This is a genomic window from Xanthobacter variabilis, from assembly GCF_043831965.2.
In the GTDB taxonomy this organism is placed as follows: domain Bacteria; phylum Pseudomonadota; class Alphaproteobacteria; order Rhizobiales; family Xanthobacteraceae; genus Xanthobacter.
Genome location: NZ_CM195533.1, coordinates 1,537,962 through 1,554,057 on the forward strand (window position 1 = coordinate 1,537,962; position 16,096 = coordinate 1,554,057).

General features: G+C 66.9%; 13 protein-coding genes and 1 tRNA gene. 7 read left to right on the forward strand and 7 right to left on the reverse strand.

Annotated elements, in window-relative coordinates; translation table 11 throughout:
• Positions 1 to 409: 409 nt before the first annotated feature.
• The 4 genes from V5F26_RS06740 to V5F26_RS06755 all read left to right on the forward strand — a co-directional run bounded on the left by V5F26_RS06740 (position 410) and on the right by V5F26_RS06755 (position 5,380).
• Positions 410 to 2,617 carry a heavy metal translocating P-type ATPase gene (locus tag V5F26_RS06740; protein WP_394946971.1) on the forward strand — a complete coding sequence of 736 codons (2,208 nt, stop codon included), beginning with the start codon at positions 410 to 412 and terminating at the stop codon, positions 2,615 to 2,617.
• Positions 2,614 to 2,763 (forward strand): cbb3-type cytochrome oxidase assembly protein CcoS, encoded by a 150-nt coding sequence (gene ccoS, locus V5F26_RS06745; RefSeq protein WP_394059000.1) that lies wholly within the window; start codon positions 2,614 to 2,616, stop codon positions 2,761 to 2,763. Before V5F26_RS06740 ends, ccoS begins: the two co-directional genes overlap by 4 nt.
• On the forward strand, positions 2,760 to 3,914 hold the full coding sequence (locus V5F26_RS06750) for a hypothetical protein (protein WP_394059001.1): 1,155 nt from the start codon (positions 2,760 to 2,762) through the stop codon (positions 3,912 to 3,914). The genes ccoS and V5F26_RS06750 overlap by 4 nt, the downstream gene beginning before the upstream one ends.
• Before the next feature lie 707 nt (positions 3,915 to 4,621).
• The gene (locus V5F26_RS06755; protein ID WP_394946972.1) at positions 4,622 to 5,380 is read left to right on the forward strand and encodes an SDR family oxidoreductase; all 759 of its coding nucleotides are present in this window, start codon (positions 4,622 to 4,624) and stop codon (positions 5,378 to 5,380) included.
• Positions 5,381 to 5,442: 62 nt separating this feature from the next.
• Here V5F26_RS06755 and V5F26_RS06760 read toward each other — a convergent pair whose 3' ends face one another.
• The 3 genes from V5F26_RS06760 to V5F26_RS06770 form a co-directional block, all read right to left on the reverse strand.
• Complete coding sequence (locus V5F26_RS06760) at positions 5,443 to 6,939, reverse strand: TrkH family potassium uptake protein (RefSeq protein ID WP_394946973.1); 1,497 nt, start codon at positions 6,937 to 6,939, stop codon at positions 5,443 to 5,445.
• 124 nt (positions 6,940 to 7,063) lie between these two features.
• Entirely contained in the window at positions 7,064 to 7,456 is a 393-nt protein-coding gene (apaG, locus tag V5F26_RS06765) for a Co2+/Mg2+ efflux facilitator ApaG/CorD (protein ID WP_394946974.1), read from the reverse strand.
• Between the two features lie 230 nt (positions 7,457 to 7,686).
• Positions 7,687 to 8,031: a carboxymuconolactone decarboxylase family protein gene (locus V5F26_RS06770; protein WP_234054116.1), complete on the reverse strand. Its 345-nt coding sequence runs from the start codon at positions 8,029 to 8,031 to the stop codon at positions 7,687 to 7,689.
• Between the two features lie 132 nt (positions 8,032 to 8,163).
• On the opposite strand from V5F26_RS06770, the gene V5F26_RS06775 reads away from it, so the two are divergent.
• Positions 8,164 to 8,541, forward strand: a complete 378-nt coding sequence (locus V5F26_RS06775; protein ID WP_394946975.1) for an ArsR/SmtB family transcription factor — start codon at positions 8,164 to 8,166, stop codon at positions 8,539 to 8,541.
• Between the two features lie 223 nt (positions 8,542 to 8,764).
• Here the strand turns inward: V5F26_RS06775 and V5F26_RS06780 are convergent, their stop codons facing one another.
• From V5F26_RS06780 to V5F26_RS06795, 4 genes are all read right to left on the reverse strand, one after another.
• Positions 8,765 to 10,705 carry an acyltransferase family protein gene (locus V5F26_RS06780; protein WP_394946976.1) on the reverse strand — a complete coding sequence of 647 codons (1,941 nt, stop codon included), beginning with the start codon at positions 10,703 to 10,705 and terminating at the stop codon, positions 8,765 to 8,767.
• Between the two features lie 346 nt (positions 10,706 to 11,051).
• On the reverse strand, positions 11,052 to 11,870 hold the full coding sequence (locus V5F26_RS06785; RefSeq protein WP_234054121.1) for an ABC transporter permease: 819 nt from the start codon (positions 11,868 to 11,870) through the stop codon (positions 11,052 to 11,054).
• Entirely contained in the window at positions 11,867 to 12,784 is a 918-nt protein-coding gene (locus tag V5F26_RS06790) for an ABC transporter permease subunit (RefSeq protein WP_394059008.1), read from the reverse strand. The genes V5F26_RS06785 and V5F26_RS06790 overlap by 4 nt, the downstream gene beginning before the upstream one ends.
• A gap of 11 nt (positions 12,785 to 12,795) precedes the next feature.
• Positions 12,796 to 13,962, reverse strand: coding sequence for an ABC transporter ATP-binding protein (locus V5F26_RS06795; protein ID WP_394946977.1), 1,167 nt, complete (start codon positions 13,960 to 13,962; stop codon positions 12,796 to 12,798).
• Positions 13,963 to 14,317: 355 nt separating this feature from the next.
• Here V5F26_RS06795 and V5F26_RS06800 point away from each other — a divergent pair.
• Positions 14,318 to 14,392: transfer RNA gene (locus V5F26_RS06800), tRNA-Thr, on the forward strand.
• 92 nt (positions 14,393 to 14,484) lie between these two features.
• A complete protein-coding gene (locus V5F26_RS06805) occupies positions 14,485 to 16,095 on the forward strand; it encodes a DUF6538 domain-containing protein (protein ID WP_394946978.1) in 1,611 nt (536 codons plus the stop codon).
• Position 16,096 lies beyond the last annotated feature (1 nt).

Consider the following 16,096-nt stretch of genomic DNA (forward strand, 5'->3'; position numbering starts at 1 on the left):
GTTGCGCGCGAACCTGCCTTATGCGGGGAAACGGGTGCGGCGCCGAGGCTGCGGGATGGTCGCTTCCGGTGGAGGGCCATCTCTGCCTGGAGTACGATGGCGCCGCCGGTTCGTTGCACCGGATGGGCCGTCGTACTCACTTCTATTTGAGGCCTGGGCGGATTCTCGCGCCGCGGCTTGCGGTGCGGCGGCCAAGCTGCGATGCAGAGGCGGCCGGCGAGGGGGCAAAACGTGTCGCAACCCTGCGCGCGGCCTGCCGCCACATTGTCCCGCAGGGCGTTTAGCCGGAAAACACGGCTCGGCCGCAGCGGTCGGCTGGCGAAGTTTTGGCCGTTCAGGCAACGCGCAGCGCGAAGGCCCCGAGGGGTGCCACAGGTGCGCGAGAACGCAGGCAGGTGCCGGGTGGGTCATGGCTGAGGCTGTCGATTATTCCATCTTCGTGGCGAAGGGCGATGACGGTCTCTCGCAGATGAGCCTCGCCATCGACGGTATCGACTGCGCGGCCTGCATCTCCGACATCGAAAATGGCGTGCAGTCGCTTCCCGGCGTGGTGCGCGCGCGGCTCAATTATTCCACTCACCGTCTTTCCGTGGCCTGGGGCGCGCAGGCGAGCGCGTCCGATGTGGTGGCCAAACTGGAGCAGCTGGGCTACCGCGCCCACCCCTTCGCCGGCCGGGTGGAGGAGGAGGAGGCCCGCCGCGCCCAATGGCTGCTGCGCTGCCTGGGTGTGGCCGGCTTCGCCATGATGAACATCATGCTGCTGTCCATCTCCGTATGGTCCGGCAACGTCACGGATATCACGCCCGAGACGCGCGACTTTTTCCACTGGCTCTCGGCGCTCATTGCCCTTCCTGCAGCGGCCTATGCGGGCCAGCCCTTCTTCCAGAGCGCGCTGCGCGCTATCCGCTCCGGCAAGCTCAACATGGACGTGCCCATCACCATCGGCGTCACGCTGGCGCTGGGCATGAGCGTGTTTGAAACCGCCATGAGCCGGCCCGATGCCTATTTCGACAGCGCCATCATGCTGCTGTTCTTCCTGCTGGCCGGCCGTTACCTGGACCACGAGGCGCGCCGGCGCACCCGCGCCGTGGCGGGCAATGTGGCGGCGCTGCGGGGCGAAATGGCCCACCGGCTCGATGCGGAGGGCAATCCCGTGCTGGTGCCGGTGCAGGCCCTTCAGCCGGGAGATATGTTGCTGGTGGCGCCCGGTGAGCGCGTGGGCGCTGACGGGGTGGTCGCTTCCGGCCGCTCCAGTGTCGATGAAAGCCTGGTGACGGGCGAAACCCTGCCGCGCGAGCTCGCGGCCGGTGCCGTTGTCTATGCCGGCAGCCTCAATGGCGATGGCGCCTTGCATGTACGCGTGACCGCGGGTGGCCAGAACACCCTGGTGGACGATGTGCAGCGGCTGCTTGACGGCGCCCTGGCGGCACGCGGCGCCTATGTGCGGCTGGCCGATCGTGTGGCGCGGCTCTATGCGCCGGTCGTGCATCTCACGGCTCTGGTCTCGATGGTCGGCTGGCTGATCGCCGGTGCGGATCTGCATTTCGCGGTGATGATCGCGGTGGCGGTGCTCATCATCACCTGCCCCTGCGCGCTGGCGCTCGCGGTTCCGGCGGTACAGGTGACGGCCACCGGGCGCCTGTTCCGCGCCGGCCTCCTCATCAATGCGGGCGACCTTCTGGAGCGCCTCGCGTCAGTCGACACGGTCGTGTTCGACAAGACGGGCACCCTCACGCTGCCCGAGCCGGCCTTGCGTCTACCCGAGGGGGTGGAACCGGCCCTGGTGGGGCTCGCGGGGCGGCTTGCCTTGTCCAGCCGCCACCCCCTTTCCCATGCCGTGGCGGCCCACGCGAATGGCGGTGCGCTCGCCGATGTGGTCGAGGTGCCCGGCCAGGGCGTGCGCGCCATGGTGGACGGTGTCGAGCTGCGCCTCGGCAGCCTCGCTTTCTGTCGCGCCGAGGCCCCCCACGATCTCGAACCGGATGTGTCCCTCATCGCCTTCAAAGCGGGGGAGAAAGTGCTCGTGATCGGCGTGCAGCAGGCACTGCGGCCCGATGCCGCGGAGGTGGTGGCCGCGCTCCGGGCGCGAAAGCTCGACATCCGCATTCTTTCCGGCGATCGGGCTGAAGCCGTGGCGCCGGTGGCCGCGGCCCTGGGCATCACCGAGGTCGGGGCCGGCCTGAAGCCTGCCGACAAGATTGCGGCCCTGGACGCCCTGAAGGCGCAGGGCCACCGGGTTTTGATGGTGGGCGACGGGCTCAATGACGCGCCAGCCCTGGCGGCCGCTACGGTTTCCCTTTCGCCAGCCACTGGCGCGGCAGTGACGCAGGCCCACGCCGATGCGGTCTTCCTGGGGCGGCGTCTGGCCCCGGTGCTGGCGGTTGTGGATGGGGCGCGTATCGCCTCTCGGCTGATGCGGCAGAATCTCGGCATCGCCGTCATCTACAACCTCGTTGCCGTGCCGCTCGCCATTTGCGGAGTGGTTACGCCGCTGGTGGCGGCTCTGGCCATGTCCGGCTCGTCCATTCTCGTCACCGTCAATGCCTTGCGCGCGGCGCGGCCCGGGCGCAAGGATGAGGCCCTCGACGCGACCCAGCTCAAGGAGGCCGTCGCATGAACGTCCTCGTCTATCTCATCCCGATCGCTCTGTTCCTGGGCCTTCTGGGACTCGCCGGCTTTTTGTGGAGCCTCAAGAGCGGCCAGTTCGAGGATCTCGACGGCGCCGCCGTTCGCATCCTCAATGACGATGATCTGAAGACATGAGGCCCCAGGCACAGGCTCCCGAGCCCCGGGCGGGCATGCTGGTCTGCGTGTGTGATCCGCAGTTCGATCCGCCGGCCAATGATAACGGCCCCAAGGCCATTCCCACCCTTGGGTTGGCGCTGGGCTTCGCCTTCGCCGTGCTGGCGCAGACCGTGGCCTCTGCCGCGCTGCCGCTGGCGGGGGCGATGCTGGCGCCGCCCATGGCCTCGCCGATTCCCTGGCTCACCACCTCTCCGCTCGCCACCTGGCCGTTTGCCGCCATGCTGCTCGGGGCCGCGCTCGCGTCGTTCCCGGCCTCGTTCCTGCGGGATGCGTTCGGGCGGCGCACGGGCTTTGCCCTCGGCGCTTCGCTGGGGCTGGCGGGCGGTGCGCTGCTGGTGGCGGCGCTGCTGCAGCGCCAGTTCGCCTGGGCCTGCCTGGGTGCCCTGTGGCTCGGCATGGCGCAGGGTTTTTCCTTCTTTTATCGGCATGAGGCCGCCGCCGCGAGCGGTCGTCCGGCGGCAGCGACGGCGGGCGTGCTCGCGGGCGGTGTGCTGGCGGCCCTGGCGGGACCGACCCTGGCCGGCTTCGCGGAGAGCTTGGCCGCCCCCTATTTCCTCGTGGGTGCGGCGGGCCTTGCCGCTCTGGCCCATGCGCTTTCCCTGGGCGTCGCGGTGACCCTTGCGCCCGATCCACCGCCGGTGTTCCGGCCGAAATCAGTCGCGCCGCTGGCCGCCGTTGCGGGGCCGACCCTGCTCGGTGCGCTCGCTTGGTTCGGCATGAGCGCGGTGATGTCCGGGGCGCCGCTGGCCCTGATGGGTTGCGGCATCGGCGAGGCGGCGGTGTTCGGATTCATCGCCCTGCACGTGGCCGCCATGTATGCCCCGGCGGTGCCGCTGGCGTTGGTGGGTGACCGCGTGTCTCCGGTGCTGCTGGCGGTGGCCGGCCTCGCGCTGGTGGCGGTTGCCGTGCCGCTTCAGTTGTCCGGCTCGGCGGAAGGAATCACCGCGGCGCTGCTGGCCGTGGGCGCGGGCTGGTCTGTGGCCACGGTGGGCTGCACGGCATGGCTCTATCGGGCGGGGCGACCCGGGCGGCTTGCGCTGGCGGTGCACGATGGATCCCTGTTCTCCTGCGCCATTCTGGGCGCTTTGGCGGGCGGCTTCCTGTTCTAAGGGAAGCTCTCGCCCCTGCGCCCCTTGCCGCATTCGCTCCCGACCTGTCGGACGGAGGACCGTGGCGCGCGGGCGCGGCGTGTAGCCGACTGATCGAGCGGGGCGAAGGGGGCTGCGTGCGCTGGCGGCGCAAAATGGATCCCTGTTCTCCTGCGCCATTCTGGGCGCTTTGGCCGGCGGCTTCCTGTTCTAGGTGAAGCTTTCGCTCCTGCGCTCCCTGCCGCATTCGCTCCAGCCCCATGGGCTGGAGGATGGCTGCAGGCGGGCGCCGCGTGTAGCCGACTGATCGGGCGGGGCGACGGGGCTGCGTGCGCTGGCGGCGCAAAATGGGGCCCTGTTCTCCTGCGCCATTCTGGGCGCTTTGACCGGCGGCTTCCTGTTCCAAGAGAAGCTTTCGCGTTTCCGATCCTTGCCGCGTTCGTTCCCGACCGGTCGGCCGGATGGTGGCGGCGCGCGGCACAGAGCGCAGCTGGCTCAATCGGGCGGGACGACCGGGCAGCTTACGCTGGCGGGGCATGATGACTCCCTTTTCTCCTGCTCCATCCCGGGCGCCTTGGCCGGCGGCTTCCTGTTCTGTGCGATCCTCGCGGCTGCACTCCTTGCCGCGGTTGCTCGGCCAAATCCGGCGGGAGGATGACGGGGCGGTCGGCGGCGTGTAGGAGCGGACAGAGGCCTGCGCCGGCGGGCTGCACTGCGCGGAGGTGCCCATGTCCCATCCCTCCTTTTCCCTCAGCGGCTCCACCGCGCTCGTGACAGGGTCGGTCGCGGGGCTCGGCTTCGAGATCGCGGCCGCGCTGGCGCGGGCAGGGGCCCATGTGCTGGTGAATGGGCGTGATCGCGACCGGCTCGCGGGCGCCGTCACCGCGATCATTCGCCAGGGCGGGCACGCCGAGCCGCTGGTGCTCGACGTGTTCGACGAGGCGGCGGTGAGCGCGGCCATCGCTGGGCTGGGGCCTGTCCATATCCTGGTGAACAACGCCGGCGCGCGGGACCGGCGCGGCTTTCTCGACATGGAGCAGTCGGACTTTCGCCGGCTGGTGGAACTGGACCTGATGGCGCCGGCCCACATCACGCGCGAAGTGGCGAAGGGCATGGTCGCGCGCGGCGCGGGCGGACGCATCATCAACATTACGTCCATCGCCGGACCGCTGTCACGGGCTGGGGATGCGGCCTATACGGCGGCCAAGGGAGGGCTTGAGGCCCTCACGCGCGCATTGGCAGCGGATCTGGGGCCCCATGGCATCACGGTGAACGCCATCGCCCCCGGCTATTTCCTCACCGAGCCCAATGCCGAGCTGGGCCGCGACCGGGCGGTGTGCGAATGGCTTTCCCGCCGCACCGCCCTTGGGCGCTGGGGGAAGCCGGAGGAGGTGGCGGGCGCGGCGGTGTTCCTGGCCTCGCCGGCCGCGTCCTACGTGACGGGTCACGTGCTGGCGGTGGATGGGGGCTATCTCGCCCATTTCTGAAGCGCAGTTCGCCTGGGCGCGTTGGCGCGCGTCCCCGCATGTGAGCCGGGATCGACTGCGTGCTAGCGCACCCAGAAGCGCGGCAGCAGCAGCACCAGGGCGGTGATGATCTCCAGGCGCCCCAGCATCATGGTGAGGGTGAGCAGCCAGATGGCGCCGTCGGGCAGGCTGGCGAAGTTGCTGGATGGCCCGACCACCGGGCCAAGGCCCGGGCCCACATTGGCGAGGCAGGCGATCGCCGCCGAGAAGGCGGTGGTGAGGTCGAGCCCCATGAGATTGAGCGCCACGCCCACCAGCAGGAAGGTAAAGAAGTAGAGAAAGACGAAGCCGAGCACCGAGGCCACCACATCGTCCGCGACCGGGGCACCGCCATAGCGCAGGGGAAAGACGCCATGGCGGAAGGCGATGCGCTTGAAGTGCTGGCGGATGGCCTTGCCGGTGATGGCCACGCGCATGGCCTTGAGCCCGCCGGACGTGGAACCGGTGCAGCCCCCGAGGAACATGAGCACGAAGAAGATCGTGTTCGAGAGCGCGCCCCAGTTGGAATAATCCACCGTCATGAAGCCGGTGGTGGAGATGATGGACGCGACGGTGAACAGGGCGCCGCGAAAGGCGGTTTCACCAGTGGCGATGCCCTGGAAGGTCTGCTGCAGGAAGGACGCGGCGGTGAACAGCGCCACGATGGTGAAGAACACCCGCACTTCGGAATTGGTGAACAGCCGCCGGACATCGCCGCTCAGCGCGCGCACGTAGAGGGGGAAGGGCAGGGCGGCGGCCAGCATGAACACAATGGCCACATAGTCGACCACCGGGTTCTTGAATACCATCATCGAATAATCGGAATTGGCGAAGCCGCCGCTCGACAGGGTGGACATGGCAAGGGTGACGGAATCGAACAGATTCAGCCCCGCTGCCCGGTAGCAGATGGCGCACACGGCGGTGAGCAGCACGTAGGCGACGATGAGGCCCTTGGCGATGGCCTCCGCGCGCGGCAGGAATTTCTCCGATTTGTCGGAGGATTCCGTGCGGAAGAGCTGCATGCCGCCGATGGAGAGCACCGGCAGCACGGCGATGGCGATGCCGATGATGCCGATGCCGCCGAACCAGTGCAGCAGCGCCCGCCACAGCAGGATGCCGCGGGGCTGCGCATCGAGCCCGGACATCACGCTGGCCCCGGTGGTGGTGAGGCCGCTCATCGCCTCGAACACCGCCTTGGTGAAGGTGAGCTGGGAGGCGCCCCACATCAGCGGCAGGGCGGCGAAGATGGTGAGGACGACCCACACGCTGGTGGTGAGCAGGAAGGCCTGGCGAAGATCCAGCTTCTGCGTGCCGGTGGTGCGGCCCGAGGTCCACAGCAGCACGCCCACGAAGATGGTGATGGCGGCGGAGCCGACGAAGGCGCCCCGGCTGGTGGTGCCGGAGGCGAAATCGACCGCGGCCGGCAGCAGCATGCTGGCGCCGAGAATGGCCAGCAGGATGCCGAGGGTCGCCGCCACCGGGCGCAGATTGAGAACGGAGAGGGCCTGGGCCTCCACCGTCGGAATACGCGCCGCGTGCATGTGGCCCCCGCCTAGAGCGTCTTCGCGCGAAGAAGGCGCATCAACTCAATAAACTAGTGCATTTCCCCAGTTTCGCGAAACAGGGAAATGCTTCAGCTGCGCGCCGGGTCGGGCCCGCCGGTCTTCAGTTCAGAACGCGCCGGGCGTCGGGCACGTCCAGGGAGAAGGCCGGAACCTCGATGGAGAAGGTCTCGCCGCTCTCGGTCTGCATGTCATAGCTGCCGCGCATGATGCCGGTGCCGGTGTTGAGCGGCACGCCGCTCGTATATTCGAACCGGCCGCCGGGCGGAAGCAGGGGCTCCTCGCCCACCACGCCGGCGCCGTGCACTTCCTCCACCTGCCCGTGGGCGTCGGTGATGACCCAGTGGCGCGCCTTCAGCTGCACGGTCTCGGAACCGAGATTGGCGACTTCAATCGTGTAGGCCCAAAAATAGCGGCTGTGTTCGGGCTCGGACCGTTCGGCCACGTAGCGCGGTGTCGCGGTGACCTGGATCTGCCGTGTAATGGCGCGGTACATTCCCGCTTCGCTCCCCTCAAGGCGGGGGTGGCCCCCCGCAGCCAAAAATGAATTCGCGATCTGCCTCGCGGACATAAGAACGCGCGCAGCATATCGCGCGCCGCCGCCATGTGCACGCCTCTCGTGAGTGGCAGCGGGATGCCGGCGCGGATGCGAATCGAAGGGGAAAACGAGAAGGGGCCGCCGAGGCGGCCCCTTGCAAAGCTTCACGGCGGCTGCCGCGGGGCCGATCAGGCGGCGCTGAACTGGTCGTAGGCGCGCAGGGCGTCGGCGGCATACATGAGGGCCGGGCCGCCGCCCATATAGACGCACATGGACAGCATCTCAGACACCTCGGCGCGGGTCGCGCCCAGCTCCTTCAGGGCCTTGGCATGGAAGCCGATGCAGCCGTCGCAGCGCTGGGTGACGCCAATGGCGAGCGCGATCAGCTCCTTGGTCTTCTTGTCCAGCACGCCGTCGGCGCTGGCGGCCTTGGCCATGCTGTAGAAGCCCGCCATGGCATCCGGCACTTCCTTCCGCAGCTCGCCCGTATAGCGCGAGATGTCGGCGATCAGCTCCTTGTAATCCTTGCTCATTGGCAACCCCTGACATATGATGAAGTTCTAATATCAGCTCATCATGATATGTCAATCGCGGCCATATGCTGTATGGGTGTTGCGAGGCCGGGGGCCGGAGCGAAGAGCACAAGGGTGCAAGGGCGAAGCGGGATGAGCGAGGTCGACCAGACCGAAATCGAGGGGGGCGCGGGCGGCGAAAGCGGGCGCGCGTTTGCCGACGACCGCTCGGAGGCGGCGGCGCAGTTTCTCAGCGGGCTCGCCAATCCCCGCCGGCTCCGCATTCTCTGCCAGCTCTCATCCGGTGAGAAGAGTGTCTCCGAGCTCTCGGAGGCCACCGGCATTTCACAGACGTCCATGTCCCAGCATCTGTCGAAGCTGAAGAGCGAGGGGATCGTCTCCTTCCGCCGCGAGCATCGGCATCTGTATTATTACATCTGCAATCCGGTCGTGACCGACGTCATGGCCGCGATCTACACCAACTTCTGCGCACTCGCGGCGGACGAGGAGCGGCCCGGCGCCGCGTCCTGACTGTGCGGAAGGCGGTCGCGCTGAGGCGCGGCGGGTGCGGGGCCTTCTCGCGCCCCGGGGCCCGCCGGTGTCGGGCCGCGCCCCTCTCTCGCGTAAAGACCAAGCGCGCGGGCCGCAGGCCTGCACCATGGGCAATAAGCAGCACCCCGTGGGGGCAAGCCCCGGTGCGTGACGCTGATCGGCCTTGATATCCCCCCAAGGGGCGCGGCGAAGGGCGCCGGGCTCAGTGGGATTTGATGGCCGGCAGCAGGCTTTCCACCGCCTTGTCGATGTCATCCCGCAGAACCATGGAGCCGGCCACGTTGAGATGGCCGCCATCGGCCATCACCACCTTGCCGTTGAGCACCGGGCTGCACTGGTCGCCGTCGCAGAAGTGTTCGCGGGGGATCACGACGCGCACCAGCGGGTTGCCTTCCGCCATGCGGGCAAGCGCCTGTTCGGTGGGGATGACGTGTTGCGCCCACTTCTTGGCGTCTATGCCGCAGTGCTCGGGGCTGTTGCCCAGGAAGCTTTGCTGGATCACGCAGCGTCCGCCGCCGGTCATGAAGGCCACGGGCGGCGCGATCAGCACCACCGCCCGCCCGGTGGCGGTGAACTCCTTCACCGCGGCGGCAAGGGAGGCGAGGGTTTCCTCAGGGTCGTGCGCCGCGCGCCAGTTGCCGCCGAGCACCACCAGTTTGATCTCCGGATTGTCGAAGATCGCCTTGAGAGAGCGCTCTCGGAACGCGTTGCACACCTTCTCATCCCGGGTCCTGGCCTTGTCGTCGGGCAGCCGCGAGAAGCAGCCGGAGCGCGTCATCTGGACCAGGCCGAAGCCGAGGTCGCGCGCCACGTCATCAACGGCCGGGGCATGGTGGTTGGCGAAGGAGTCACCCCAAAGCGCCATGAGCGGGGCATGCGGATCGGTGGAGCCGAACCGGCAGGTCTCGTCGGAAACGGGGACGTCACGGCCGTTCGAGCCGAGCAGGCAGGCGTCCGTGCCCTTCCACAGGGTCTTGGTCTGCCGCTCCACTTCCTCGGCCACGGCCGATGAGCGGCTGGGCAGGCCGTGGGTCCACTTCAGAATGGATCCCACGCCGATCAGGATGAGGAGGGCGCACACGCCAATGCCGATGCTGCGCATCTCGGAGCGGAACGAGGAGAAGGCGGAACGCCGGAAGGGCGCCTCCACGAACCGCCATGACAGGAAGGAGCAGAGCAGCATCACGGCGATCGCCGCCACCAGCATGAGGGTGGAGGGTTCCCGCCCGGTCACGAGCCAGAGGAACACCAGGATCGGCCAGTGCCAGAGATAGAGCGAATAGGAGATCAGCCCCACCCACACCAAGGGGGTGATGGACAGCAGGCGGCCCGCCCATGTCACCCGTCCCTGCTCCCCCGCCCACAGGATGAAGAGCGCGCCAAGGGTGGGGATGAGGGCCATGGCGCCGGGGAAGGTGGTTTGCCGCGTGAAGAATGCGGAGGCGCCCAGGATCATCAGCACGCCGGCCGCCGCCAGGAGCTCAGCGATGATCGGACGGCGAATGCGCGGCAAGAGGCCGAGCGCAAGCGTGGCCCCCAGCAGCAGTTCCCAGATGCGCCCCGAGAGATTGAAATAGGCCCGGTTGGGCTCAAGGATCGCATTACGCGTTGAATCGTAAAGCGAAAAGGCCATGAGGCCGAAGATGAGGTAGGGCCGCAGGCGCTTCAGGCGCGGATGGGTGAACGCCGCCAGCAGCAGCGGCCAGAAGAGATAGAATTGCTCTTCGATGGAGAGCGACCACATGTGCAGCAGTGGCTGCTCATGGGCATCCGGCCCGAAATAGAAGACCTTGGAGCGGAAGTAGTCATTGGCGAAAAAGACCGAGGCTGCCCGCAGCTGCTCGCCATACCGGGCAAGCACGGCCGGCGGCAGGATGATCAGCGCCGCCACCGTGGTGACCACCGCGACCAGCACGTAAGCGGGCAGGATGCGCCGCACGCGCCGGTCATAGAAACGCGTCAGGCTGAAGCCCTCTTTGTCGAGGTCCGATGCGATGATGGTGGTGATGAGGTAGCCGGAGATGACGAAAAAGACGTCGACACCCACGAAGCCGCCCGGCACCGCCGTGAAACCCGCATGGAACAGAACGACAGGAAGCACCGCCAGCGCGCGAAGGCCGCTGATATCCGCCCGATATCGCATAAACCAGGTCCGCTCCGTGGACCCGTTCCCCGCTCCGCCTCCTGCCAGAGGAACGCACGAGAATGTCCAGGGTCCCTAGAGCGCCCTCCGCTCGCACCAGCTTACGGATAACGCTCTAATGTATTGAGTTGACGCGTCTTCTTCGCGCGAACCGGCATCGACTTCGCGCGAAAACGCTCCATAATCCTTGCCGCGGAGGAGGCATTCGCCCTAACGCCGAGACCCACGGGCGCGGTCCCCTCGAGGGCCGCTCGCGTGTGCTGTCGGAGTTAGGTCAACAGCCCTTGTCGGTCAAGCCGCAGCCCTGCAGGGGATGGGGCCGCGCGCCGGAGCGCGGCCCGGATGCTCAGCCTTGAAGGGCCGCGCGCTCCTCCGCCTGCCGCAGGTTTTCGGCCCTCTTGGTGACGATGGAGGCGACGATGACCACCACCGTCACGATGGCGATGAGGATGGTGCAGACCGCGTTGATTTCCGGCGTCACGCCCAGCCGCACCTGGGAATAGATGCGCATGGGCAGGGTGGTGGCCCCCGGGCCCGTGGTGAAGCTCGCGATCACGAGATCATCCAGGGACAGGGTGAAGGCCAGCATGAAGCCCGACACCACCGCCGGCAGGATCAGCGGCAAGGTGATGGTGAAGAAGGTTTTGAATGGCGGGCAACCCAGATCGAGGGCCGCTTCTTCCAGCGCACGGTCGAAGGTGACGAGGCGCGATTGCACCACCACCGCCACGAAGCACATGGTGAAGGTGATGTGGGCCAGCAGCACCGTCCAGAAGCCGCGGTCGAAATTCACCGCCACGAACAGCAGCAGCAGCGACAGGCCGGTGATGACTTCCGGCATGACCAGCGGCGCATAGATCATCCCTGAGAACAGGCTGCGCCCCCAAAAGCGCCCATAGCGGGTGAGGGCCAGAGCCGCCATGGTGCCGAGCACCGTCGCCACCAGCGATGAGAAGAAGGCGATGCGCAACGTGACCCACGCGGCATCGATCAGCTGGTCGTTCTCCAGCAGCGCCCAATACCACTGGGTGGAAAAGCCCGCCCACACCGTGACAAGGCGTGACGCGTTGAAGGAGTAGATGACCAGGATGAGGATCGGGATGTAGAGGAACGCGAAGCCCAGGGCGATGGACGTCACGTTGAACCAGGTGAGGCCCTTTCTCATTTTCCGGCCTCCAGTTCACGCTGCTGCACGTTCTGATAGATCACGATGGGTACCACCAGCACCAGGAGCAGCAGCACCGCCACCGCCGAGGACACGGTCCAGGAGCGGTTCACGGTGAACTCGGTCCACAGCGACTTGCCGATCATCAGCGTGTTGGAGCCGCCCAGCAGATCGGGGATCACGAACTCGCCCACCGCCGGAATGAAGCACAGCAGGGCGCCCGCCGCCACACCGGGCAAGGAGAGTGGGAAGGTGATGGTCCAGAACGCCTTGGTGGGCGGGCAGCCGAGGTCCGCCGCCGCCTCCAGCAGGGTGAGGTCCAGCTTCTCCAGCGCGGAATAGAGCGGCAGCACCATGAAGGGCAGGTAGGAATAGACGATGCCGATATACACGGCGATGTCGGTGTTCAGGATCTCCAGCGGCTCGTTGATGATGCCGAGCGCCATCAGTCCCTGGTTCAGCAGCCCTTCCGGCGAGAGGATGCCGATCCACGCATAGACGCGGATCAGGAACGAGGTCCAGAAGGGCAGGATCACCAGCATCAGCAGCGTGGGCTGCATGGAGCGCGGCGCCCGCGCCATGCCATAGGCGATGGGGTAGCCCACCAGCAGCAGCAGCACCGTGGAAATGGACGCGATGATGAGGGAGGAGCCGTAGGCCTGGATGAACTCGTTCGAGAAGTCCAGCACATAGGCGTAATTGTCGAAGGAGAGCTGGGACAGGTAATCCGTGAAGCCGGCCCAGCCGTCCGAGAGATCCAGCAGCGGCGTATAGGGTGGCTGCGCGATCGCGTCCTGCGACAGCGAGATCTTGAACACGATGAGGAAGGGCGCCAGGAACAGCGCCACCAGCCACAAATAGGGAACCGCGAGGACCAGATACCGGCCGCGCCCCTTTTCTCCCGCCATGGCCATGAGCGCCTCCTTCAGCGGGTGAGCATGACGCCGGCATGGGGCGCGAACGTCACCCACACCTTGTCGTCCCAGGTGATGGGCCGCTGCACCACGCGCGAGAGATTGGGCTGGGACACCTTGATGCGCTGCCCGCACTCCAGCTCCACATGGTAGATGGAGAGGTCGCCCAGATAGCCAATGTCCCAGATCTCACCACGGAAGCAGTTTTCCGAGGTGTCGGCCGGCTCGTCCAGGGAGATGCGCAGCTTCTCCGGGCGGATCGCGATGCAGGCTTCCTCGCCCGGCTTGAGGCCCAGGCTTTGGCTCACGCGCAGGGGATGGGGCGTGATGGGGGAGGACAGGCGTGTCTCCTCGCCGGTGGCGGAGATCACCTTGCCTTCCACGAGGTTCACCTCACCGATGAAGTCCGCCACATAGCGGGTGGCCGGCTGCTCGTAGATCACGGCCGGCGGGGCCACCTGCATCAGCACGCCGTGGTTCATCACAGCGATGCGGTCGGCCACCGTCATGGCCTCTTCCTGGTCGTGGGTGACGATGAGGAAGGTCATGCCCAGGTCCATTTGCAGGTCCATGAGCTCGAACTGGGTTTCCTCGCGCAATTTCTTGTCGAGCGCGCCCAGGGGCTCGTCCAGCAGCAGCACCTTGGGTCGCTTGGCCAGGGAGCGGGCCAGGGCGACGCGCTGGCGCTGGCCGCCGGAAAGCTGGTGCGGCTTCCTCTTGGCGAACTTCTCCAGCTTGGTGAGCTTGAGCATCTCCTCCACGCGGGCGGCGATGTCGGCCTTGGGCATCTTGTCCTGCTTCAGGCCGAAGGCGATGTTGTCCAGCACGTTCATGTGGGGGAACAGCGCGTAGGACTGGAACATCATGTTCACCGGCCGCCGATAGGGCGGAACGCCGGAAATGTCCTCGCCGGCCAGGGTGAGCCGGCCCTCGGTTGGCTCCTCGAAGCCGGCCAGCATGCGCATCAGCGTGGTCTTGCCGCAGCCGGAGGGGCCGAGCAGGGCGAAGAACTCCCGCTCGTAAATGTCGAGGCTGACATTGTCGACGGCGGTGAAATCGCCGAATCGCTTCACCACGTTTTCGAAGCGAATGAGCGGCTTCTTGTCGGGATCGGCCCAGGGCTGGAATGTCCGCCGGACGGCACCGATGGTTTGATTGCGCGGTTTTTCCGCAGCCATTGAGTCCCCCGCACTGGCCTTGCTGAGAGAAGGCTATAGAGGGAACTCGCAACGCTCAAGACGTGTGCACGCGCAAAAAAGAAGCGTGCCCCGCGCAATGGCGGGGCAAAACGCCCTCCTTTTGGCCCTTCCTCCGGCGAAGCGGCTTTCCGATGAGGCGCGGCAGAGCGGGAGAGGGTGCCTGCTGCGTGACCTGTTCATAACTCCGCCTCTGGTGGGGGTGAATGAAAAAGGTGTCGCCAACACCCTTGCACTCCCCGAATCCATGTGGCAGATGAAGCCGCCTGACGGCGAGCAATGCTTCGCCGGCGTTCGAGGCGGGGATGACTTTTCCCTCCCCTCCCTTGGACGAGATGCTGCGGTAGCTCAGTGGTAGAGCACTCCCTTGGTAAGGGAGAGGTCGAGAGTTCAATCCTCTCTCGCAGCACCAGCCTATGGCGTTGACGCTCCAGAACATTTGGAAATAGAAGGGCTTCGGGTCGCTCCACTGCTACACAGGAGCGCTACACAGTGGCTCTTCCCATGCCTCGTCCAACGCACCGTCACGGCTCCTCCAACCTGACCTTTCGCAAGCGCATTCCCGCCGATCTTCGTGGCAGGGTCACGGGCCAATCGGTCCTGATCCACTTCCCCGCCCACGGCCACGAACCGGAATGCACCGTCGCGGCCACCCTTGGCGCCTCCGAGGTCACCTTCTCCCTGCGCACCCGCGATCCGCAAACAGCCAAGGCACGCACCGGCATTGCCGAGGATCACCTACAGCGCCTCTTCGTCAGCCTGAGAACCGGCCCGACGCGCCTGTCGCAGAAGCAGGCGGTGGCCCTGGCGGGGGCGTGGTATCGGGGCTTCGTCGCGCGGCTGGAGGATAACCCCGGCAAGTCGCTGGTGTTCGAGAAGCTCCAACAGGCGGTTGGCGAGCGGCTCGACGACAGCTCCGCGCTTCGAGCGGAGATGGCCCCATTCGTGGATGACCTGCTATCGGCCCGTGCCCTCGTGGTGGATGACGACAGCCGGGAGCTGCTTGCCACCGCCATGAGAGGAGCGATTAGGGATGCGGCAGGGACGCTCCTGAGGCGGGCTGAGGGCGATTACGGGCCGGATGCTGTTGTGCAGCGGTTCCCATCGGAAGCCGCTCTGCCCCGGCCGGAAATCGGTGGAGCCGCAAAGACGCCTTCAACGGGCAAGGGTGTGACCCTGACCGGCCTTGCAGAGGCGTGGGGGCGGGAGCGGCAGCCGCGAGCGAAGACATTGGAAGAGCACCTCCGGGTGGTGAAGGCGTTCGTCGCATTCGTGAAGCATGACGACGCCACGGCGATCACTCCAGAGGATGTGGTCGGTTGGAAGGATGCCCTTGTTGCCGAGGGCCGCCTTGCCGCCAAGACCATCAACGCCAAGTACCTCACGCCCCTGGGCACCGTCCTCAACTGGGGGAAGGCGAACCGCAAGATCACCAGCAACCCGGCTCAGGGCATCCGCTCCAGCGGCAAGGCCCCGCCACGCACCCGCGACCGCTCCTTCACTCACGAGGAAGCCACCACCATCCTGAAGGCTGCGCTTCACGCCTATGATGCTCCTGGCAGGAATGCCCCGGAGATGCTGGCGGCCCGGCGGTGGGTGCCCTGGCTTTGCGCCTACTCCGGCGCTCGCGTCTCCGAAATCACCCAGCTCCGTGGGCAGGACTTCCAAGAGGTCAATGGTGTTTGGGTCTTGCGCATCTCGCCCGAGGCCGGGGCCGTGAAGACGGACAAGCCGCGCATGGTCCCCGTCCACCCCGACTTGATCCGGCAGGGGCTCTTGGAGTTCGTGAAGGAGCGCGGGGATGGGCCGCTCTTCTATAAGGAGGCTCCCTCCCACCAGAAGGGCCCTGCCAAGGCTCACCCGGCGAAGACGATAGCGGGGCGGCTCGCCGGATGGGTCCGCGACATCGGCGTGAACGATCCCCATGTGCAGCCGAACCACGGCTGGAGGCACCTCTTCATGACGCTGTGCCGCGAGCACCAGGTGGCGGAGGAGGCCCGCTATTTCATCGTCGGCCACACGTTGCGGGATACCGGGCAGCGCTACGGGGAGGCATCGGCTGCGGCGCTGGCTGGGGAACTGTCGAAGCTGCCGGCCTTCGAGGTGGAGGAATAGC

Bases quoted from the DNA above. Each gene is read 5' to 3' on its own strand.
- V5F26_RS06785 (WP_234054121.1), bottom strand. From the start codon at position 11,870: ATGAGAAAGGGCCTCACCTGGTTCAACGTGACGTCCATCGCCCTGGGC.
- V5F26_RS06805 (WP_394946978.1), top strand. From the start codon at position 14,485: ATGCCTCGTCCAACGCACCGTCACGGCTCCTCCAACCTGACCTTTCGC.
- apaG (WP_394946974.1), bottom strand. From the start codon at position 7,456: ATGTACCGCGCCATTACACGGCAGATCCAGGTCACCGCGACACCGCGC.
- V5F26_RS06750 (WP_394059001.1), top strand. From the start codon at position 2,760: ATGAGGCCCCAGGCACAGGCTCCCGAGCCCCGGGCGGGCATGCTGGTC.
- V5F26_RS06790 (WP_394059008.1), bottom strand. From the start codon at position 12,784: ATGGCCATGGCGGGAGAAAAGGGGCGCGGCCGGTATCTGGTCCTCGCG.
- ccoS (WP_394059000.1), top strand. From the start codon at position 2,614: ATGAACGTCCTCGTCTATCTCATCCCGATCGCTCTGTTCCTGGGCCTT.
- V5F26_RS06755 (WP_394946972.1), top strand. From the start codon at position 4,622: ATGTCCCATCCCTCCTTTTCCCTCAGCGGCTCCACCGCGCTCGTGACA.
- V5F26_RS06770 (WP_234054116.1), bottom strand. From the start codon at position 8,031: ATGAGCAAGGATTACAAGGAGCTGATCGCCGACATCTCGCGCTATACG.
- V5F26_RS06780 (WP_394946976.1), bottom strand. From the start codon at position 10,705: ATGCGATATCGGGCGGATATCAGCGGCCTTCGCGCGCTGGCGGTGCTT.
- V5F26_RS06760 (WP_394946973.1), bottom strand. From the start codon at position 6,939: ATGCACGCGGCGCGTATTCCGACGGTGGAGGCCCAGGCCCTCTCCGTT.
- V5F26_RS06795 (WP_394946977.1), bottom strand. From the start codon at position 13,962: ATGGCTGCGGAAAAACCGCGCAATCAAACCATCGGTGCCGTCCGGCGG.
- V5F26_RS06775 (WP_394946975.1), top strand. From the start codon at position 8,164: ATGAGCGAGGTCGACCAGACCGAAATCGAGGGGGGCGCGGGCGGCGAA.
- V5F26_RS06740 (WP_394946971.1), top strand. From the start codon at position 410: ATGGCTGAGGCTGTCGATTATTCCATCTTCGTGGCGAAGGGCGATGAC.